At 67.0% G+C, this 19539-nt stretch carries 17 protein-coding genes; 6 read left to right on the top strand and 11 right to left on the bottom strand.

The window, feature by feature from the left end:
* Positions 1–151: 151 nt before the first annotated feature.
* Positions 152–754 carry a DUF937 domain-containing protein gene (locus GOAMR_RS02450; RefSeq protein WP_005182326.1) on the top strand — a complete coding sequence of 201 codons (603 nt, stop codon included), beginning with the start codon at positions 152–154 and terminating at the stop codon, positions 752–754.
* Positions 755–937: 183 nt separating this feature from the next.
* On the opposite strand, the gene GOAMR_RS02445 is transcribed toward GOAMR_RS02450, so the two are convergent.
* The 3 genes from GOAMR_RS02445 to GOAMR_RS02435 all read right to left on the bottom strand — a co-directional run bounded on the left by GOAMR_RS02445 (position 938) and on the right by GOAMR_RS02435 (position 4627).
* Complete coding sequence (locus tag GOAMR_RS02445; RefSeq protein ID WP_005182325.1) at positions 938–1375, bottom strand: DUF779 domain-containing protein; 438 nt, start codon at positions 1373–1375, stop codon at positions 938–940.
* A 165-nt stretch (positions 1376–1540) separates the two neighbouring features.
* The gene (gene exaC / locus GOAMR_RS02440; protein WP_005182324.1) at positions 1541–3064 is read right to left on the bottom strand and encodes an acetaldehyde dehydrogenase ExaC; all 1524 of its coding nucleotides are present in this window, start codon (positions 3062–3064) and stop codon (positions 1541–1543) included.
* Between the two features lie 234 nt (positions 3065–3298).
* Positions 3299–4627 carry a sigma-54-dependent transcriptional regulator family protein gene (locus GOAMR_RS02435; protein ID WP_040514126.1) on the bottom strand — a complete coding sequence of 443 codons (1329 nt, stop codon included), beginning with the start codon at positions 4625–4627 and terminating at the stop codon, positions 3299–3301.
* Between the two features lie 326 nt (positions 4628–4953).
* Here GOAMR_RS02435 and GOAMR_RS02430 point away from each other — a divergent pair, with 326 nt between their 5' ends.
* A complete protein-coding gene (locus GOAMR_RS02430) occupies positions 4954–5385 on the top strand; it encodes a YccF domain-containing protein (protein WP_005182322.1) in 432 nt (143 codons plus the stop codon).
* Here GOAMR_RS02430 and GOAMR_RS02425 read toward each other — a convergent pair.
* Complete coding sequence (locus GOAMR_RS02425; RefSeq protein ID WP_005182316.1) at positions 5382–6062, bottom strand: TetR/AcrR family transcriptional regulator; 681 nt, start codon at positions 6060–6062, stop codon at positions 5382–5384. The two genes, GOAMR_RS02430 and GOAMR_RS02425, sit on opposite strands and share 4 nt — an antisense overlap.
* 111 nt (positions 6063–6173) lie before the next feature.
* Here GOAMR_RS02425 and GOAMR_RS02420 point away from each other — a divergent pair, with 111 nt between their 5' ends.
* Positions 6174–7208: an NAD(P)-dependent alcohol dehydrogenase gene (locus GOAMR_RS02420; RefSeq protein ID WP_005182313.1), complete on the top strand. Its 1035-nt coding sequence runs from the start codon at positions 6174–6176 to the stop codon at positions 7206–7208.
* A 15-nt stretch (positions 7209–7223) separates the two neighbouring features.
* Here the strand turns inward: GOAMR_RS02420 and GOAMR_RS02415 are convergent, their stop codons facing one another.
* The 7 genes from GOAMR_RS02415 to GOAMR_RS02380 form a co-directional block, all read right to left on the bottom strand.
* Complete coding sequence (locus GOAMR_RS02415) at positions 7224–8735, bottom strand: ATP-dependent DNA ligase (protein ID WP_040514139.1); 1512 nt, start codon at positions 8733–8735, stop codon at positions 7224–7226.
* Between the two features lie 7 nt (positions 8736–8742).
* On the bottom strand, positions 8743–10509 hold the full coding sequence (locus tag GOAMR_RS02410) for a SulP family inorganic anion transporter (RefSeq protein ID WP_373278755.1): 1767 nt from the start codon (positions 10507–10509) through the stop codon (positions 8743–8745).
* Between the two features lie 266 nt (positions 10510–10775).
* The gene (locus GOAMR_RS02405) at positions 10776–11246 is read right to left on the bottom strand and encodes a DoxX family protein (RefSeq protein ID WP_005182306.1); all 471 of its coding nucleotides are present in this window, start codon (positions 11244–11246) and stop codon (positions 10776–10778) included.
* Between the two features lie 225 nt (positions 11247–11471).
* On the bottom strand, positions 11472–12098 hold the full coding sequence (locus GOAMR_RS02400; RefSeq protein WP_005182304.1) for an MBL fold metallo-hydrolase: 627 nt from the start codon (positions 12096–12098) through the stop codon (positions 11472–11474).
* Positions 12098–13186 carry an S-(hydroxymethyl)mycothiol dehydrogenase gene (locus GOAMR_RS02395; RefSeq protein ID WP_005182302.1) on the bottom strand — a complete coding sequence of 363 codons (1089 nt, stop codon included), beginning with the start codon at positions 13184–13186 and terminating at the stop codon, positions 12098–12100. The genes GOAMR_RS02400 and GOAMR_RS02395 overlap by 1 nt, the downstream gene beginning before the upstream one ends.
* Positions 13187–13477: 291 nt before the next feature.
* A complete protein-coding gene (locus GOAMR_RS25430) occupies positions 13478–14554 on the bottom strand; it encodes a Rho termination factor N-terminal domain-containing protein (RefSeq protein ID WP_005182301.1) in 1077 nt (358 codons plus the stop codon).
* A 612-nt stretch (positions 14555–15166) separates the two neighbouring features.
* Positions 15167–16711 carry an HNH endonuclease signature motif containing protein gene (locus GOAMR_RS02380; protein ID WP_005182298.1) on the bottom strand — a complete coding sequence of 515 codons (1545 nt, stop codon included), beginning with the start codon at positions 16709–16711 and terminating at the stop codon, positions 15167–15169.
* Between the two features lie 151 nt (positions 16712–16862).
* Between GOAMR_RS02380 and eccCb the strand changes: the two genes are divergently transcribed.
* From eccCb to GOAMR_RS02365, 3 genes are read left to right on the top strand one after another with little or no spacing between them, the layout of a single operon-like run.
* Positions 16863–18539, top strand: coding sequence for a type VII secretion protein EccCb (gene eccCb, locus GOAMR_RS02375; RefSeq protein WP_259061813.1), 1677 nt, complete (start codon positions 16863–16865; stop codon positions 18537–18539).
* A 15-nt stretch (positions 18540–18554) separates the two neighbouring features.
* Complete coding sequence (locus tag GOAMR_RS02370; RefSeq protein ID WP_005182292.1) at positions 18555–19070, top strand: hypothetical protein; 516 nt, start codon at positions 18555–18557, stop codon at positions 19068–19070.
* A 10-nt stretch (positions 19071–19080) separates the two neighbouring features.
* On the top strand, positions 19081–19359 hold the full coding sequence (locus GOAMR_RS02365; protein ID WP_040514124.1) for a hypothetical protein: 279 nt from the start codon (positions 19081–19083) through the stop codon (positions 19357–19359).
* The last annotated feature ends 180 nt before the right edge of the window (positions 19360–19539 follow it).

Below are 19539 nucleotides of genomic sequence, written 5' to 3'. Positions count from 1 at the left end.
ACAATTACAGAGCAGTTCCTCACGTAATGCAACATGGCCGGTACCCTGCCCGCGGCGACAGGGAATGGCCTCACCGGCACCCGGAACGGGATAAAGTTCTCACAGTTCACCGAGACGGCCGGCGACGGCGCCCGCCGACGAAAGGTTCATCATGTCTGATCTCGACGACCTGCTCACCCGTATCCCCGTCAGCGACATCGCCAAACAGCTCGGCGTCGACGACGCGACCGCTCGGTCGGCCGTCGAGCAGGCTGTGCCCGCGCTGCTCACCGGCCTGCAGCAGCAGACGGGCGAGGAGCAGTCGGCGCAGGGTCTGGCCGCCGCCCTGGCGCAGCACCCCGCCGACCTCGCCGAGGGCGACATCAACCTCGCCGACGTCGACACCACCGACGGCGGCAAGATCGTCAACAAGATCTTCGGCTCGGAGACTGACAACGTGGCGCAGGCCCTCTCGGGTGCCAACGCCGCCGCCGGCGTCGACCAGGGCCTGGTGAAGAAGGTGCTGCCGATCCTCGCGCCGATCGTGCTCAGCTACCTGACCTCCAAGGTCCTCGGCGGCGGCAAGTCCGGCGGCGCCAAACCGTCGGGCGGCGACCTCGGCAGCATTCTCGGCTCGGTTCTCGGCGGCAACGCTGGCGGCGGACTCGGCAGCATTCTCGGCTCGGTCCTGGGCGGCGCGGCAGGTGGCGGCGGATCCAAGGGCGGCGGGGGCCTCGGCGACCTGCTCGGCGGAATCCTCGGCGGCCGCAAGTAGAGACAGCAACACTGCCGCCCCTCGCCGGTTGAGGTGCGACGAGCCGCTAGGCGAGGAGCCTCGAAACCCCTGCAAGACCACAATGTCCGCAACCACATCCAACGGGTGATGAGTTGCGGACATTGTCGTCTCACCGGGTTTCGAGGCTCGCATGCTTCGCACCTCAACCAACGGGATGGGGCCTCAGCCGCTGAAATCGGCCCCCACCCTGGGTGGTGATGCGGCGAGGGCTGTGTTCTCCTCCTCGCTGAAAGCCCGTGAGCGGGAAAGGAACCGCACGCCCTCCGGGGCCTCGAGGCTGAATCCGGCGCCACGGCCGGGGACCACGTCGAGGATCAGCTGGGTGTGCTTCCACAGTTCAAACTGGTCACCGTTGATCCAGACCCGCACTGCCGGAATGGGTTCGGGCAGTCCGATCTCACCGACCAGCACGTCGCGCTGGCCAACCCGGTATTCACCGACCGGGTAGCACATGGGGGCCGAGCCGTCGCAGCACCCGCCGGACTGGTGGATCATGAGGCCGCCGTGCAGCTCCGATAACTTGGTCAGGAGCTGCACGGCGGAGTCTGTGGCGGTGACGCGATCCGGAACGTCCTGTTCTGGCACATTCTGTTCTGGCACTGGCTGTCACCTTTCTATTGAATTTGCAGAGTGAGGCGAGTATGTAGGGCCGGGCCGGGATTGCGTTGTGGCGCAACCCCGGTCCGACCGATCCCTTCCCGGAAGAATCCCTTCCCGGAAATTCTTGGGATCAGAAGAAACCCCGATCCGGACGGAGCCTGAGGATCAGAAGAAACCCTTCGCGCTCTGAGCGTAACCGACCAGCAGGTTCTTCGTCTGCTGATAGTGCTCAAGCATCATCAGATGGTTCTCGCGGCCGATACCGGACTGCTTGTAGCCACCGAAGGCGGCGTGTGCCGGGTAGTCGTGGTAGGTGTTGGTCCACACGCGACCGGCCTGGATCTCGCGGCCCGCGCGGTAGGCGGTGGCACCGTCGCGGGTCCACACGCCGGCACCGAGTCCGTACAGGGTGTCGTTGGCGATGCCCATCGCGTCCTCGTAGGAGTCGAACTTGGTGACCGCCAGGACGGGACCGAAGATCTCCTCCTGGAAGATGCGCATCTTGTTGTCGCCGGCGAACACGGTCGGCTGGATGTAGTAGCCGCCAGACAGGTCGCCACCGAGGTCGGCCGCTTCACCACCGGTGAGGACCTTGGCACCCTCCTCCTTGCCGATGTTCAGGTACGAACTGATCTTCTCGAACTGGTCGTTGGAGGCCTGCGCACCCATCATGGTGTCGGTGTCGAGCGGGTTGCCCTGCTTGATCGCCTTGACGCGTTCGACGGCCTTGCCGATGAAGTCGTCGTAGATGTCGCTCTGGATGAGGGCGCGACTCGGGCAGGTGCAGACCTCGCCCTGGTTGAGCGCGAACATCGTGAAACCTTCGAGGGCGCGGTCGAGGAAGCCGTCGTCCTTGGCGGTGACATCGCTGAAGAAGATGTTGGGGCTCTTGCCGCCGAGTTCGAGGGTGACCGGGATCAGGTTCTCCGAGGCGTACTGCATGATGAGGCGGCCGGTGGTGGTCTCACCGGTGAACGCGATCTTGCGGATCCGGTTGCTGGAGGCCAGCGGCTTGCCCGCCTCGACGCCGAAGCCGTTGACGATGTTGACGACGCCGTCGGGCAGCAGGTCGCTGATGAGGCTCATCACGTACAGGATCGACGCGGGGGTCTGCTCGGCAGGTTTGAGCACCACGGCGTTGCCGGCGGCGAGTGCGGGGGCGAGCTTCCACACGGCCATGAGGATCGGGAAGTTCCACGGGATGATCTGCCCGACCACGCCGAGCGGCTCGTGGAAGTGGTAGGCCACGGTGTCCTCGTCGACCTCCGAGATCGAACCCTCTTGTGCGCGAAGGGCTCCCGCGAAGTAGCGGAAGTGGTCGACGGCCAGCGGGATGTCGGCGGCCAGCGTCTCACGGACGGCCTTGCCGTTGTCCCAGGTCTCGGCGACGGCGATCTTCTCGAGGTTCTCCTCGATGCGGTCGGCGATGCGAAGGAGAGCGAGTGAGCGTTCGGCGACGGAGGTCTTGCCCCAGGCGGGTGCGGCGGCGTGCGCGGCGTCGAGGGCGAGGTCGATGTCCTCGGCGGTCGAGCGGGCGACCTCGCAGAACACCTTGCCGTCGACGGGCGACGGGTTCTCGAAGTACTGGCCCTTGACCGGCGGCACCCACTTGCCGCCGATCCAGTTCTCGTAGCGGCTCTCGTAGCTCATCACCGAACCCTCGGTGCCCGGCTTGGCGTAAACAGTCATCGCTTCTCCTCAACAGTGTGGTGCGGACATGGATGTGATCTGTTGCACACGTTAGACCCCGGGTGGTTGCAGTCACCATGCACAAAAGTTGCCAACGTTGCAGCATCAGGAAAACTGCACGTAAACACTGTTTTTGCAGGTGTTCGGTCAGGAGCGCACGTCACCGGACCCTTCGAGACGCTCGGGACGCGTTGGGTCCGGCGAGACGAGTGCCTGACGCACGCACCCCGAAAGTCAGATACCGAACCGCTTGTCCAGCAACCGGATGCGGCCGGCGGCGATAGCCCGGTCGGGATGACCGGCGGGCAGGCGGTGTTCCAGCCGACGCCACGCGGCCAGGTCATCCCGGCCATGCACCGAGGTGGTCCATTTACGCAACGCGGCCACGTCACCGGAGTCGATGATCCGTGACCGCAGGTCCTCGCGCAGTTCTTCCAGGATGTCGACGATGCCGGGTGCCGACGACTCGGCCAGCAGCCCACCGCGACCCAGCTGCTCGATGGCCGGCACCAGGTCGTGGCCGGAGGCGATCATCCCGCGAATCTGCCCGAGGTCCGATTCGACGGTGATGGTGAGCCGGTACGGCCGGGACCCCACGACTGTGCTGCCGAGGTCTTTGCGGAGGCGGGAGATCTCGGCGCGGACGGTGACCGGGTCGAGCCCGTCCTCGGCGAGCATCAGCGCGAGCTGTTCGGTGCCGAGCCCGTCGGGGAAGGACTGCAGCAGCACCAGGATCTCGGCATGCCGTTTGGACAGGTTGCGAGCGCCCGCGGCGTCACCGGCGCGGTGCCAGCGGTAGCCGCAGTCGCCGAGCACCTCGAGCCGGGCCCGCCGCGGCATGGCCGCGGTGGTCGCCACGACGTGCGGGCCGGCCGGCACGGGACCGGTGACCCGGGCACCGTCGCGGATGGCGGCGAGGTCGATGGCCCGCGACTTGAGTTCCCGTTCGACGGCCGCGACGACCGAGCGCACGGCGGCGAGCGCGAACGGCGCCTCCACCTCACGCCCGCCGGTCACGTCGATGGCGCCGATGACGTGCCCGGTGATGGGGTCGTGCACGGGTGCCGCGGCACAGCTCCACTTCTGCACCGGCCCGGAGAAGTGTTCGGGCCCGATCACCCGCACCCCGCGGTCGACGGCCAGCGCCAGCCCGGGCGCGTTGGTGCCGACGACGTCCTCGCTCCACACCGAGCCCTCAACGAAGTTGATGCGGCCGGCCTTGTCGCGGGCCTCCGAGGAGCCCTCGACCCACAGCAGCCGGCCCACTTCATCGGTGAGGGCGACGAGCACGCCCGAGTCGGCGATGTCGTCGAGCATGAGCGACTGCACGAGGGGAAGAACGGCGGTGATGGGGTGCGCGGCGCGGTACTCGATGAACTCGGGGTGGCTCATGACGCGCGGGTCGTCGGGGCTGGCGATGCCCGGGTCGACGCCGTTGTGCATCGATCGGGCCCACGAGTCCCGGACCACGGTGCGGACAGCATCGGATGACGGCGTCACGCCGGACAGAAAATCCTCATACGCACGCCGGACGCGCGAGGACACCGCAGCGGGATCGCTCATCCATCCACCATCTTCACCATCACGTCCAATTGTGCCGTGACACTGTGATGCAGGCAACGGGAATCCGGGCGATATAGGGACTTTGTCCCGTAGCCCACACTCCCATTGCCATGATCACACCCGGCGCCGGATCGGCGCCGGGGGTCGCACATTGTCCCCTCAACGGTACCCGTCCCCACCGGCGACGATGCGCCTCATCGCCAATGTTTCATGTGAAACATCGCGCGATCGAGTGCCGGGACGAGGGTCGGCGGCCGGCCGATCCCGTTGCCACCCGCCGACGGCAGGCACAATGGAGGACGGCTGTCCGGGAGAGAGGCGCATCGATGAAGACCCTGCTGAACGTGATCTGGCTGCTGCTGGCCGGAGTCTGGATGGCCATCGGCTACGTCGTGGCCGGCATCCTCTGCTTCATCTTCATCATCACGATCCCGTTCGGCATCGCGAGTTTCCGCATGGCCAACTACGCGTTGTGGCCGTTCGGCCGGACCGTGGTGCGCGACCCGGGCGCGGGTGCGATGTCGCTGCTCGGCAACATCATCTGGCTGCTGATCGCCGGGATCTGGCTGGCGATCGGCCACATCGCCACCGGCATCGCGCTCTGCCTGACCGTCATCGGCATCCCGCTGGGCATTGCGTCGTTCAAGATGGTGCCGGTGTCGCTGCTCCCCCTCGGCGCCCAGATCGTGCCCAGCGACTCGCCCGCCGCCACCGGCATCTACCCCCAGCAGTACGGCAACCCCCAGCAGTTCCGCTAGCGCCCGCTCTGTCTCGCGGCCCGGCGGCGTTCCAGGCCGTCGATGATCAACTCAAGCCCCGGACCGAACTCGTCGCCGAAGGAGTAGCCGGCCACGCAGACGCGCTCCGTCGCGTATTCGCGCAGGTACGGCAGGTCCCCGGCGGGCATGGTCGAGATGATCTCCCCCGCGACGTCGGCGGGTCCCGCCTCGTCGCTGAACGGCAACGCGAGTTCCTGCACCAGGAATCCGTACAGGTAGGCGTCGAGGACGGCGAACGCCGCGCCGGCCCCTTCGAGGGTGAAACCGGCCTCGCGCAGACAGCCGAGCACGGCATCGTGATGCCGCAGCGTGTCCAGCCCGGCGCCCTTGCGCGAGTCCATCAGCCCGACGGCCCACGGGTGCCGCGTCAGTACCTCACGCCCGGACCGGCAGCGGGAGCGCAGTTCCTCGGCCCACGGCTTGCCGACGCGGGGGGTGTACATCTCGGCGAACACCGCGTCGACGAGGGCGTCGAGGATGGCGTCCTTGTTCGCGACGTGGTGATACAGGGACATGGCCTCGACGTCGAGGCCGCGGGCGATGGCACGCATGGTGACCGCAGCCAGCCCCTCGCTGTCGGCCAGTGCCATTGCCGTGCCGACGATGTCGGCGCGGGTCAGCGGTGTCGTGCGCGTCGTGCGGCGGGTTCCGGACATGGACCTACCTTCCCACGATCGCGCGTCGCCCCGATTGACGGCCTTACGCGGTAAGGGTAGTTTGACGCCAGGCCTTACAACGTAAGGGTGATTCGACGGATGAGGGCGATGATGACCACGACACCAGCCGACAGGGAAACCGCCGGCGAGAAGGACGCGACCGGCATCACGACGATGTCGGCGATCGTGCAGCACCGGTACGGCGGCAGCGAGACCTTCGAGGTAGCGCGACTGCCCCGGCCCGCGCCCGGTCCGGGCGAGGTCCTGGTCCGGGTGCGGGCGGCGGCCGTCGACCGCGGCACCTGGCATCTGATGACCGGGCTACCGCTCGTCGCCCGGCCGGCGATCGGGCTGCGCACACCCAGGACACCCATCCCCGGCCGTGATGTCGCCGGGACCGTCGTCTCGGTTGGCGCGGGTGTCACCGGGTTCGCGGCCGGCGACGAAGTGGTGGGCACGGCCGACGGTTCGCTGGCCGAGTTCGCCCCGGTCCCGGTCACCCGGCTCGCGCACGCGCCGGCGTCGGCAACTCCGGAACAGGCTGCAGCCGTGCCGATTTCGGGACTGACCGCGCTGCAGGCGGTACGCGCCGCACGGATCGCCGACGGTGATCGGGTGCTGATCACCGGTGCCTCCGGCGGTGTCGGCTCGTACGCGGTTCAGATCGCCACCGCGGCCGGTGCGCGGGTCACGGCGGTGGCCTCCGGCGCCAAGGAGGACTTCGTCCGCTCGCTCGGCGCCACCGAGTTCATCGACTACACCGCCGGACCCATCGACCGCTCGGGTACACGTTTCGACGCCATCATCGACATCGCCGGCAACCTACCGGTCCGGCGGCTACGCCGGATGCTCACCGCCCGCGGCACCCTCGTCGTGGTCGGCAGCGAAACAGGAGGCCGCTGGACCGCCGGCGTGCAGCGGCAGCTCTACGCAACCCTCGTGTCACCGTTTGTGCGGCAACGTCTCACGGGTCTGGTGAGCAAGGAGACCGGCCAGGACATGACCGAACTCGTCGCGATGGTCGACGACGCCCGCATCCGGCCCGCCGTCGACAAGGCGTTCTCCCTCGATGACGCCGCGTCGGCGATGGACTACCTGCTGTCCGGGCAGGTCCGCGGAAAAGTTGCCGTCTCCCTCGCCCCCTGAGCGGTGCGCAGTCCGTCAGCCGCGGAGCATGGCGCGCAGGGTATCGATGGTGTCGGCGTCGGCGGGTGTCTTGTCGGGCCGGTACCGGACGACGCGGGCGAACCGGAGCGCCACCCCGCCCGGGTACCGCGTGCTGCGTTGCACTCCGTCGAAGGCGATCTCGACCACCAGTTCCGGACGCAGGTACACGGTGTGCCGGTCGTGGTGGGTTTCGTGGCGCGGGAATTCCTCGGTCTGCCAGGCGAGCAGTTCGTCGGTGAGGCCTTTGAAGGTCTTGCCCACCATCACCGGCGCGGCCCCGTCCGGCGACGCCGCACCCAGATGCAGGTTGGACAGCTTGCCGGTGCGCCGCCCCGACCCCCATTCGGCGGCCAGCACGACGAGGTCGACGGTGTGCACGGGTTTGATCTTCTGCCAGGCCTTTCCGCGCCTGCCCGCCTCGTATGGGGCGTCGAGCGACTTGGCGACGACGCCCTCGTGACCGGCGGCGAGCGCGGCGTCGAGCTGCCCCTGCACGGCCGCGGCGTCGCAGGTATCGGCCGTCAGGGTGATCGACGGGATCGCCAGGTGCCCCGCGACGCCGCGCAGCGCGGCCAGCCGCTCACGCAGCGGCCGGTCGATGAGGTCGGTGCCGTCCAGGTGCAGGCAGTCGAACAGGAACGGTCGCAGGTCACCGCGGGCGTGTTCACTCATCGTGTCCTGAAACGGAAGCGGCCGGCCGCCGGTATCCAGTGCCAGCACCTCCCCGTCGAAGATGGCTGTACTGCAGTTCAGTTCGGCGATCACCCGGGCAACCTCCGGGAGCTGCGCGGTGACATCGCGCAGAGATCTGGTGAACAGCGTGACCCGGTCGTGGTCGCGGTGCGCCTGGATACGGGCGCCGTCGAGTTTGAGGTCGACCACCACGTCGGGGCCGAGTGTGTCCACGACCTGCTGCGGCGACGATCCGGGCCCGGCCAGCATCGGCGCGATCGCCCGCCCCACCTGTAAACCTGTCGCCCGCAACGCATCCGAACCGTCGAGCGCCAGTTGTGCCGTGCGGGGCAGTGATCCGGTGAGCATGTGGACCCGCCGCACCAGCTCGGCCGGCTGCCCGAATGCCACGGCGATGGCGTCGGCCATCACCCCGCCCAGCGCACCCTGCCGCAGCTCCCCGGTGAGCAGCGCCACCAGAAACCGCCATTCCGTTTCTGTTGCGCCACTGCGAAGTTCCCACAGAAGGGTGCGACGCGCCGATGCCGATCCAGGCCCGGTCGCCGCCGACAGGGCCGTGAACATGCTGTCGACGCCCGCCACGGTCAGGGGTTCGTCGTCGGACGCTGCTCCGGGCGCTTCGAGAGCCGCGAGCGATCGCCACCCCACACCGAGCCGTCCCTGCGGAATCTCGCCGGACAGCCACGCGACGACGACGGGAACGTCCGCCGGATCGGCGCTCTCGAGGAGCGTGGCCAGCAGCCGGGTCTTCGCGATGCGCGACCGGGTCGCGGCCAGTGCGGCCGAGGTGTCCACGACGAGAACGAGATTCATCTCCCGCTCACTCCACTGTCCCGTGCGGCGCACCGTCATCCGGTGAAGCGCTGTCCGCGTGCGGATATGCCGCCCGGTAGGCGCGTACCGCGCCGCCGACCGAGCCGAACACGTGGTCGGGGTCGAGTCCGGCCAGCACCCCCTCGGTGAGTAGCGCCGATTGCAGTTCCGGGTCGACGCCCGCGAGCACGAAATGCGCGCCGTGCGAATGCACGTAGTCGATGAGCGAGCCGAGCATCGTCGACGCCGAATAGTCGACGTCGCCGATCGCTGTGCAGTCCAGGACCAGCCAGCGCACCGGGGTGGGTGCCGACCTCAGCAGTCCCTGCACGTCCTCGGAGAAGCGGCTCGCGTTGGCGTAGAACAGGTCGGCGTCGTAGCGGAAGATAATCAGCCCGGACAACGACTGCAGGCCGGGCCGCGCGGGCAGGAAGCTGCGTGTGCCACGGTCGTTCACCCCGATCACAAACCGTTCGGGGTGATACTGCCTGCGGATCAGCGCCAGCAACGACACCGCCATCGCCGTGACGATGCCGGTCTGCACGCCGAAGACGATCACCACCACCGCCGCGAACACGGCGACCCCCAGCTCGGATTTGCGGACCCGGCCGATCCGCACGAATTCGCGGACGTCGATCAGCTTGGCGGCCACCACGAATACGATCGCGCCGAGCACCGCGTGCGGCAGCTGTCCGAGTGCGTCGCTGAGCAAGGTCACCACCAGCAGCGTCGCCACCGCCATCGTCAGATTGGCGACCTGGCTGCGGGCCTTCTGCTCATCGAGGACCTCCGTCTTGGTGGGGCTGCCGTTGACGACGAACGTGCCGCTCAGCCCGGCCGTCACGTTGGCCCCGGCCAGCCCCAGGATGTCGCGGTTGACGTCGGCCGATTCGCCTCTGCGCTGGGCGAATCCGCGTGCGGTCGCCGCGCTCTGCGCGAGAATCACGATGGTGCAACCGAACGCGACGGTCGCCGCGGTGGCGATGTCGGCGAATCCGAGCCCGGTCGGCAGTCCCAGCTCCGGCAGACCGGCCTTGACGTCGCCGACCACCTCCACGTCGTCACCCCAGCCGAAGATCCACACCGCCGCGATTGCCGCCACCACGAGGACGAACGGTATCGGCAGCCGGGGCGCGAACCGTTTTCCGACAACCAGGACGAGCAGCGCGATCGCCGCGAAAAGCGCATTCCACCAGTCGATGTCGTCGATCCCGCGGGCGATCTCCCACCACCGGTTCCAGATCTGATCGTCGCGGCCGTCGGAGATCCCGAGCATCGTCGGCAGCTGCCCGGTCATCACGGTGATCGCGGTTCCGGTGAGGAATCCGGTGAGCACCGCCGTCGACAGGAAGTCACCGAGAAAGCCGAGGCGAAGTATCCACGCCGCGAACAACATCGCCCCGGTCACCAAGGCGATGAGGCACGCCCATTGCAGCCACTCGTCCGAACCGGCGCGCAGCCCGGCCACGCCGAGCCCGGCGATACCCGACGACAGCAGCGCCGCGGTGGCCGAGTCGGCGCCCACCACCATCAACCGCGACGATCCGATGAGCGCGAACACGATGGTGGGCAAGATGATCGTGTACAGGCCCGCCACCACCGGCACCTGCGCGATGGCTCCGTAGCCGAGGCATTCGGGGATCGCGATGGCCGCGAGCGTGACGCCGGCGAGCACGTCCCGCCCGAGCCACCGCACCCGGTACCCGGCCAGCCACGGCGGCGCGGCGACCCCGAGCAGACCCCGGCCGGCCGAGCCGCGTCCCCACCGGCCCAGCTGGCCGAATACCGGGCGGGCCCCGTTACCGTCACTCACTCACGGGACGTTACGCCGCGCGCCCCGGCCACGCGCGGGTCTCAATACCCTGGCCCAGAGGTTGAGGTGCCCCCGCTGGTTGAGGTCCCCCGCTGGTTGAGGTGAGAGGAGCGCAAGCGACGAGCCTCGAAGCCCGGTGAGCCGACAATGTTCGCTTACCGGGTTTCGAGGCTCCTCGCCTGGCGGCTCGTCACGCCTCAACCAGCAGTGGGCAGGCGTGCGGTGGCTCAACCGACTTCCGCGGCCTCCTTGTCGGTGTTCTCCGCGGTTTCCGAGGCGCCCGCCCTGACCGACGGCGTGAACTGGGTAAGCAAAGAGTCGAGAGCCGGCTTGCCGGGACCGGTGAACACGAGGATGACCAGGGCCCAGCAGAACAGCGCGGCCGAGTCGCCGTCATTCTCGATCGGGAACAGCCCGTCGGGCTGGTGCTTCCAGAAGTAGGCGACGGCCATCGAGCCGGAGCCGATGAACGCCGCGGACCGGGTGCCCACACCCAGCATCACCAGGAGGCCCGCGACAAGCTGGATGAGCGCCGACCACCAGCCCGGCCAGGCGCCGAATTCGGGGTTGCCGCCGTAGGGTTCGCCCGGCCAGTTGAAGAAGCTCGTGGTGCCGTGCAGGAAGAACAGCAGGCCGACGACGATCCGGAAAATCCCGATCGCCCAGGGTGCCTTGTCGTCGAGAAATGAGGTAAGCATTGCCTTAGTAGAACACCGGCGAGGCCGGTTGTCTAGCCAAGCTAAATTGCACACGTGTGCATATACAGGACCCGCCGGGCGACAGTGCGCCGGACACTATTGGCGTGAAATGTGTTGCACACCACCACTATCGACGCAGTCCACACGAAAACGGCCGCCGGGCCGCCGGCACCCGATGGTGCACGAACAGGTCCGGCGGCCGCCACGTTCGCGGTCGCGCGCGGATCAGTGGCCGCGCTTGATCCACTCCTCCAGATGCGGCGCCTCGTCGGCGATGGACGTGCCGTCTCCGTGACCGGTGTAGATCTTGGTCTCCGGATCGAGGGTGAAGATCTTGTCGCGGATCGAGGAGATGATCGTCGGGAAGCTGGAGAACGACCGGCCGGTCGCCCCCGGTCCACCCTGGAAAAGCGTGTCGCCGCTGAACAATACGCCCGCCTCGGGCACGTACACGACGCACGATCCGGGCGAGTGCCCCGGCGTGTTGATCACGGTGAGATCGGTTCCGGCGACCGAAACCTTCTGTCCGTCTTCGAGATCGACGTGGGTGACGTCGGGATGAGTCTGATTCCACAGCATGTCGTCGCCGGGATGCAGCAGGATCGGCGCACCGGTGGCCTGCGACAGTTCCGGGGCGACGGTGACATGGTCGTTGTGCCCGTGCGTCAGCAGGATCGCCTTCACGGTGCGGTCGCCGACGGTCTCCAGGATCGGCGCGGCGTCGTGCGCTGCGTCGATGATGACGACCTCGTTCTCGTCGCCGATCACCCAGACGTTGTTGTCGACGTCCCAGGTGCCGCCGTCGAGCGAGAACGTGCCGGAGGTGACGACGTTCTGAATGCCGAACGTCATCAGATCTCCACCACCGAACGCAGCACCTTGCCGGCCTTCATGGCGTCGAACGCGGCCTCGATGTCGTTCAGGCCGATGCGTTCGGTGACGAACTTGTCCAGCGGCAGCCGGCCCTGCTCGTACAGGTCGATCAGCATCGGGAAGTCGCGTTCGGGCAGGCAGTCGCCGTACCACGACGACTTGAGCGCACCGCCGCGCGAGAAGAAGTCCACCAGCGGCAGTTCGAGCTTCATCTCCGGGGTCGGCACACCCACCAGCACGACGGTGCCGGCGAGGTCACGGGCGTAGAAGGCCTGCGCGTAGGTTTCGGGGCGGCCCACCGCGTCGACGACGACGTCGGCGCCGTTGCCGTCGGTCAACTCCTGCACGGCCTCGATCACGTCGTCGACCTCGGCACCGTTGATGGTGTGGGTGGCACCGAGCCCGACGGCCCATTCGAGCTTGGCCGGGTCGCGGTCGATGGCGATGATCTTGGTGGCGCCGGCCAGCTTGGCACCGGCGATCGCGGCATCGCCGACGCCGCCGCAGCCGATGACGGCCACCGAGTCGCCGCGGCCTACGTTGCCGGTGTTCATCGCGGCGCCGATGCCGGCCATCACGCCGCAGCCGAGCAGACCCGCGACGGCCGGGTCGGTCTCCGGGTTGACCTTGGTGCACTGGCCCTCGTGGATGAGGGTCTTCTCGATGAACGCGCCGATGCCCAGGGCCGGGCTGAGCTCGGTACCGTCGGTGAGGGTCATCTTCTTGCTGGCATTGAAGGTGTCGAAGCAGTACCAGGGACGGCCGCGCTTGCAGGCGCGGCACTGGCCGCACACCGCACGCCAGTTGAGGATGACGAAGTCGCCGACCTCGACGTGGGTGACGGCATCGCCGACGGTCTCAACGATGCCGGCGGCCTCATGGCCGAGCAGGAACGGGTACTCGTCGTTGATGCCGCCCTCGCGATAGGCCAGGTCGGTGTGGCACACGCCGCAGGCCGCGATCTTGACGATCACGTCGTTGGATCCCGGGTCGGGAACCACGACGTCGACGACCTCGGTCGCCGCTCCCTTGGCTCGTGAGATAACACCCTTGACGGTCTGTGACATGCGAGGTTCCTTCCGCGACGCAAAGCTGTGGTGACTGGACGAGGTTTGGCCGTCAGCCTATCGACGCACGCACCGAACGTCCACTCGTAGTAAATCGTGTCCACCGACAGTGGTCCGCTTCACGACGAGCCGCGTTCGGCACCAAGCGTCTTACTTCAGACTAGACATGTGTCCAGTTGTCGGTGATCACCACCTCCGACCAATATCTCAGGATCGGCATCGCGGAAGCACCGTTTCGGCGGTGCTGGTACCGCCGGAGCGGGTCACGGCACCGGCCGACTCAAAAGTCCGTCAGCTCAGAGCCTCGATCAGTTGTGCCTTCGTCATCGACGAGTAGCCGGTGATGCCCTTCGCCTTGGCCTGGGCGCGCAGCTCCGCCACGGTCGGCCCACCGCGAGCGGCAGCAGTCTTCGGAGTGGAGGCACCGCCCGCGGCACTCGACGAGTTCCGGCTCGAAGTGCTCTTGGCCGGAGCCGTGCTCGCGGTCGACTTGGCCGGCGCGGCCTTACTCGCGGTCGACTTCGCCGGCGCAGCCTTGCTCACAGTCGACTTTGCCGGCGCAGCCTTACTCGGCGCAGCCTTACTCGGCGCGGCCTTCGCGGTCGACTTGGCCGGCGCAGCCTTTGCTGGGCCGGCCTTGGCCGGGGCAGGCTTAGCCGGCGCAGCCTTACTCGCGGCCGTGTTGGCCGGCGCAGCCTTGGCTGGGGCGGTTCTGGCTGGGATCGGCTTGGCGGGGGTCGTCTTGCTCGCAGTCGACTTCGTCGGCGCGGCCGTGCCCGGAACAGCCTTGGTTGGCGCGGCGTTGGCCTCGGTCGTCTTGGCCGGAGCCTTACTCGCAGGCGCCTTGCGTGTGGTGGTCTTGTCTGGGGTGTTCGTCGTGGCCGAAGCCTCTGCCACAGCCGAGCTTCGTGCTGCCCTCTTCGCCGGAACCTCCTTCGCGGCGGGTTCTGCTGCAGCCGGCTCCGCGGCAGCCGGTGCGGCATTGCCGGAGAGCGCCGGTTCGCCGGCGGCTGCCTCTTCCACAACAGGCGCGGCGGCGGCAGCGCCATCGGAGGCGGCCATTTCAGAGGCCGCGACCTCAGACGCAGAGGGCTTCTCGACCGCGACGGCTTCGGGCGCGCTGTCGGCAGCCACCGGTGCGGTCACCAGCTTCGTGACGGATGCGACGGGCCCGTCGTCACCCTTACGGAAATTGAGGGTTGCCAGCACGTCGTCACGCAGCGCGGTGATATCACGCTCGGCTTTACGGAATCGCTTGCGCGCCAACTTATCCGCTTGCTTGGCCTGTTTGGTGACCTTGTTGAGTTCGCCGCGCAGCCGGTTGACCTCAGCTTCCAGCCGCCCGACGATCTTGTTCTTCTTCGCCATCTAAGATCCTCATCATCACTGGGGACGACACATCGTGCGTCGCTACGCTCGCCCCACACCCCGGCGGTGTTGCCGACGTTGCGTGCAGCCTAGTCACCTACCACGCCCTTGTGTGGCAGTACATGCCCACACCGCCCAGGGTTGGTTGCCCAGGTCACAGAACCACCGCCGGACCTGGGTCGGGAGCCTCGTCTCACCTGACCCTTCGAGACGAGTCGGCTCGCAAGCTCGCGCGACCCTCCTCAGGGATCAAGATGTCACTCGCGCCACGCGCTCTCGGACGCCATCAAGCCGAGGGGTCGACGTCGATCGCCGTCTGCCTGTTGCCAGTCAACCCATGACGGCACGCGACCCACCACCCTGAACCCCACGACCGAAGCACCAAGAAACAACCACACCTCCTGAACCCCAAGCCCGAAGCAACCAAGAAACAACCACACATCTTGAACCCCACGACCGAACCAACCAAGAAACAACCACACATCTTGATCCCTGAGGCCGAAGCGACGAAGGAGCGAGGGACGCGTTGGGTCCGGTGACCTTTCGACACCTGACGCACCCACGCCAAACCAACTGCCGCGCACCAATGATCAACACCGCGAGGGACGACCCTCAGACAGGACTCACATCGCGCAAGAGATCATCAAGCAACTCGGCGAGCACACGTTCAATCTCCGAATCGCCAGGTATCCGGTCTGGTTCGGGTGGCGGCCGGTGAATATGGCGACGCGTCTGTTCCAGGTTCTCCACGAACTTCTCCCCGATGTCCGGAAACCTATTGACCAGCTTGGGATTTTCGGGAACTCCGGGTGAACTGTTGCGCCGCCACCAGGATCTGCCGTCGAATGCCTTACCGGTGGTGTACTGCCCGGCACCCTTCCCGACGATCCGGTTGTGCCGCGGGCAGGCCGGGGCCAGCTGGTCGATGTCGGTGCGCCCACCGTCGGCCCAATCCCGCACGGCGTGATGCATTTCCACCCGTGCGGCGGGCTGCCCACACCCGGGGAACGAGCAGGTGTGCCCACCAGGCGAGGCGAACGACGCCAAGCGCTGCCCACGGGAGGCCAACCGCTTGGCCCGCCCCAGGTACAGGGGAACGGCGTGGTGCCCTTCGAACACGGCCAGATACTTGTCGCACCGTTCGCGAGCGAGCGCGTCGATCACCTCACCGATCGGCAGCACCGTCCCGGTGGCGGTGGTCCCGCTTCCGGTCCGGTTCCGCAGATCGTTCAGGTCGGCGGTGATGACCACGGTCGCCGGCAACCCGCGATGGCCGGAACCGAGGATGTTCGCATCCAGCCCCGCCCGCAGAAACGCCGCCAGCGCATCGTGGTGACGCTGGGCACCACTGCGATCGTCACGGGCAGCGGCGTCGGCAAGTTGTTGGGCATCGGCGGTATCCGGATGTCCGTCCGGAGACTGCGGGTCGGCGGGGTTGTTCATCCCCGGCGCACCCCACGCATTGAGCACCACCTCGAGCATCGCCCGGGTCGACGGATCCAGATGCCCGCACAGCTTCGACATCTTCTGCGCGTCCTGCCGGTTCAGCCACAGGTTCCGCCGACGCTTCCGGTCACGGTCGTCGGTGAGCTCCCCGTCGGGATCCAGGTGCGCCAGCAGCCGCCCACCGGCGGTGACGATCTCCGCCGGGGTCAACTCGACCGAGATCTCGGCCATCGTCTGCTCGGCCGCCACCTTGGTGTCGTGCGGCAATCCCTGTGGCAGTTTGGTGAGCACCTCGATCACCGCATTCACATGTCCCGCACCGAGTTCCCCTCGACGAGCTGCGTCGGCGATGTTCGGATACTCCGGTTCCCTGCGCTCCCCGGTCATCGCGGTGAACCGGGCCAGCTTCTCCATCCGCCGCAACCGCAACACCGGGTCGGTGACCCGTAGCTCGTGCGTCACGAACATCTGATGGGTGGTGCACCCGGTCAGCCGGTATGCGCCCCGATCAAACACCTCGACCAGCACATCGTCGCCGAGCACACCCATCCGCCGCACGCACCGTTCATGCGCCTTGGCCACGGCCACCAGTTGCTCGTCCGAACACAACGACGCCTCCGCCGCCGAGATCGCCCCCAGTAGATCATCCAGCCGCTGATACAGGGACGGTAACGACTCTCCCACAACATCATTGACGTCACTCCCAGCCATCGCCACCACCCCCCTTCCGCAGATCGCCCACCCATTCGGATCGCTTATATGTTCGATCATAACCGCAGAGCGACACCTACGCAAGATCATCTGATCTCACCGACAGGCCTGCCACCCAAGCACGAGAACACCGTCCTCTCAGCAACTTTCAGTGTTCTCCACCGAGACATTGGACCACCCCGAGTTTGACGCCATTCCTTCTGAGTCAGGAAGGATGGCACTGTCTTTCCCCATCGGACTCAAGGACCGTCCGCTACAGCAGTGGCAGGGTGCGCTGGTCGTGGACCTCGCCGGAGCCGGCGGGCACGTGGTGCTCCTGGGCTCACCGCAGTCGGGCAAGACCACTGCGCTCAAGTCGCTCATGGTCGGCGCCGCGCTCACCCACACTCCCGCCGAAGTGGGCTTCTACGCGGTCGACATGGCCGGGAGCAGTCTGCGCCCACTCGCCGGACTGCCGCATGTCGGTGACGTCGCAACCCGATTCGATGTCGACAAGATTCGCCGGACCATCGCCGAGGTCGCCCACCAGCTGGCCACCCGCGAACACGTCTTCTCCGACCATCGGATCGAGACGGCCGAACAGATGCGTGCACTGCACCGGTCCGGTTCGCTACCCGAACTGGCCTGCGCCGACGTTTTTCTGGTGATCGACGGCTGGTGGACATTCCGGGAGGAGTTCGACGACCTCGCCGCAACCGTCCAGGATCTCGTGGCACGCGGACTCGGCTACGGCATTCACGTCGTTCTCACCACATCGCGCTGGGCTGATTTCCGGCTGCAGATGCAGAGCATGCTGGGCACGAGAATAGAACTGCGCCTCAATGATCCGCTCGACTCGACGATCGACCGCAAGCTCATCGCCGCCATCAGGCCCGGCGACCAGGGGCGCTGCGTCACCCAGGACAGACTCGCCGGGCAGATCGCACTACCCGAGTTCGGCGGCGACAACGGTGGCCCCGACGCGACGATCACCGCGATCAACGACGCCTGGCACGGCCCGGGTGTTCCGCGGGTGCGCATGCTGCCCGAGATGATCGCGTTGACGCAGATCCGCCATGAACACCCGGCGGCCCGCAAGATCGTGATCGGGATCGGCGAAACCGACCTGATGCCGGTGTCGCTGGACCTGTTCGGTTCCGATCCGCATCTGCTGGTCTTCGGCGACACCGGGTCCGGGAAGACCGCGCTCGTCCGCACGATCGTCGACGACCTGTGTCCCGGATACCGCGAGGGTCAGGTCGTGTTCGCGATCATCGACCCCAAACGGCAACTGCTCGACGCCGGCCCGTCCAAGTATCTCGGCGGATACGCCGGAACTGCCTCCGCCGCACAAAGTCTGATGGAATCGATCGCCCAGGAACTTCGGCGCCGCACCCCACCCGACGACGTCACCCCCCAACAGTTGCGTGACCGTTCCTGGTGGAAGGGCCCCGAGGTGGTGGTCGTCGCCGACGACTACGATCTCGTCGAAGGCAGCGGCAGCCCACTCCGGTCACTCGTCCCGTACCTGTCCCAGGCCCGTGACCTGGGCATACATCTGGTCGTCCTGCGACGCAGCGGCGGTGCGTCACGAGCCTCGTACGAGCCTGTGATGCAGGCGGTCAAGGAGGCCGGCGGTGCCGGGCTGCTCCTGTCCGGGGACCGGCAGGAGGGTCAGATCTGGCCCAAGGTGTGGATGGATCATCGGCCGCCCGGACGCGGCGACCTGTTGCGATCAGGCTCCCCGGCAGAACGCATCCAGGTGGCCTACACACCACACCCCGGCATCGACGACGGCGCGAAGGCACAAGAGGACATCCCCGTGTCTGCCGCACACACCAACCACTGACACGAAGGAGCACAGGTGAGCGTGCACGAACTCCCCACGGAGACAATCACAGATGAGGACGTCGAGACCGGCGACGCTCAGGAGGCGCGACCTCTCGGCATCCAATGGCATCCCGATGCGTTACGTCCGGCATTCGACTGGATCATCAAGCTGCCGCCCGACTGGCTCGTGATCGAAACCCACCCGGCGCGGTGGAAGATCCAGAACGAACGGATCGTCGATGACTTCTTCACCGGCCAACGCGTACCCAGCAAGGTCCGTCGTGCACTCCTACGCTCACTGGAAGAAGTTGTCTCCCAGGCACAACGCAACAAGGTACTGCTCACCCTGCTCAAGCCCGGCATCAACGAGGACGGCTCGGTGGCCAATACCGCATTGAGTCTGACCTTCTCGTCGACCACGCCGCGACTCTCGTCGATGGCGCCGATCCAGCGTGCCTTCGCGCCGGGAGTCCTACACCGAACGCACCACACCGACCGGTCATGCGTTCGCCACATTCACCGTCCGGCGAACCCAGTCCGGCGGCAGTAAGCAGCGTAACGTGCTCGCCGTACAGGGCTTCTATCCGTTCCCCGCCACCACGTGGACGCTGTCTCTCGGTATCACGTCGCCGCACCCCGAGCACCAGGAGCAACTGCTCGACATGGTCATCCGGTGTATGGGAAGTATCCGCATCGATGCCCCCGGCTCCTCTGGTGTCAACACCCCAACACTGGATTCCGCAGTAGCCGATACGCCTGTACCCGACAGTGACGACGATGAGTCAGAGCCGTTCAGCGAAGCGATCAAGCTGATCTCCTTCGCAGTACGCAATGAATAGTTGCGCGCAATGAGATGGCAACCGGACCACGAACCCCGCAGCCATCCCGACCATCGGGACCTCGATGCCACACGTTGTTCACGTTCCAGGCCACCGTTGGCGGCGAACGCCAACACACCGGCAGGGGTGTACCCGCAGGATAACCACCTGGATTGTCAAGCACCGCCGTTGCGTCCGCGA

This window comes from Gordonia amarae NBRC 15530 (assembly GCF_000241345.1).
GTDB lineage: Bacteria > Actinomycetota > Actinomycetes > Mycobacteriales > Mycobacteriaceae > Gordonia > Gordonia amarae.
The sequence above is the reverse complement of the archived record's forward strand: the minus strand, read 5'-3'. Positions and strand labels throughout refer to the sequence as shown.

Excerpts from the sequence above, each read along its gene's own strand:
- GOAMR_RS02450 (WP_005182326.1), top strand. The coding sequence starts at position 152 with ATGTCTGATCTCGACGACCTGCTCACCCGTATCCCCGTCAGCGACATC.
- exaC (WP_005182324.1), bottom strand. The coding sequence starts at position 3,064 with ATGACTGTTTACGCCAAGCCGGGCACCGAGGGTTCGGTGATGAGCTAC.
- GOAMR_RS02435 (WP_040514126.1), bottom strand. The coding sequence starts at position 4,627 with ATGAGCGATCCCGCTGCGGTGTCCTCGCGCGTCCGGCGTGCGTATGAG.
- GOAMR_RS02430 (WP_005182322.1), top strand. The coding sequence starts at position 4,954 with ATGAAGACCCTGCTGAACGTGATCTGGCTGCTGCTGGCCGGAGTCTGG.
- GOAMR_RS02425 (WP_005182316.1), bottom strand. The coding sequence starts at position 6,062 with ATGTCCGGAACCCGCCGCACGACGCGCACGACACCGCTGACCCGCGCC.
- GOAMR_RS02420 (WP_005182313.1), top strand. The coding sequence starts at position 6,174 with ATGACCACGACACCAGCCGACAGGGAAACCGCCGGCGAGAAGGACGCG.
- GOAMR_RS02415 (WP_040514139.1), bottom strand. The coding sequence starts at position 8,735 with ATGAATCTCGTTCTCGTCGTGGACACCTCGGCCGCACTGGCCGCGACC.
- GOAMR_RS02405 (WP_005182306.1), bottom strand. The coding sequence starts at position 11,246 with ATGCTTACCTCATTTCTCGACGACAAGGCACCCTGGGCGATCGGGATT.
- GOAMR_RS02400 (WP_005182304.1), bottom strand. The coding sequence starts at position 12,098 with ATGACGTTCGGCATTCAGAACGTCGTCACCTCCGGCACGTTCTCGCTC.
- GOAMR_RS02395 (WP_005182302.1), bottom strand. The coding sequence starts at position 13,186 with ATGTCACAGACCGTCAAGGGTGTTATCTCACGAGCCAAGGGAGCGGCG.
- GOAMR_RS25430 (WP_005182301.1), bottom strand. The coding sequence starts at position 14,554 with ATGGCGAAGAAGAACAAGATCGTCGGGCGGCTGGAAGCTGAGGTCAAC.
- GOAMR_RS02380 (WP_005182298.1), bottom strand. The coding sequence starts at position 16,711 with ATGGCTGGGAGTGACGTCAATGATGTTGTGGGAGAGTCGTTACCGTCC.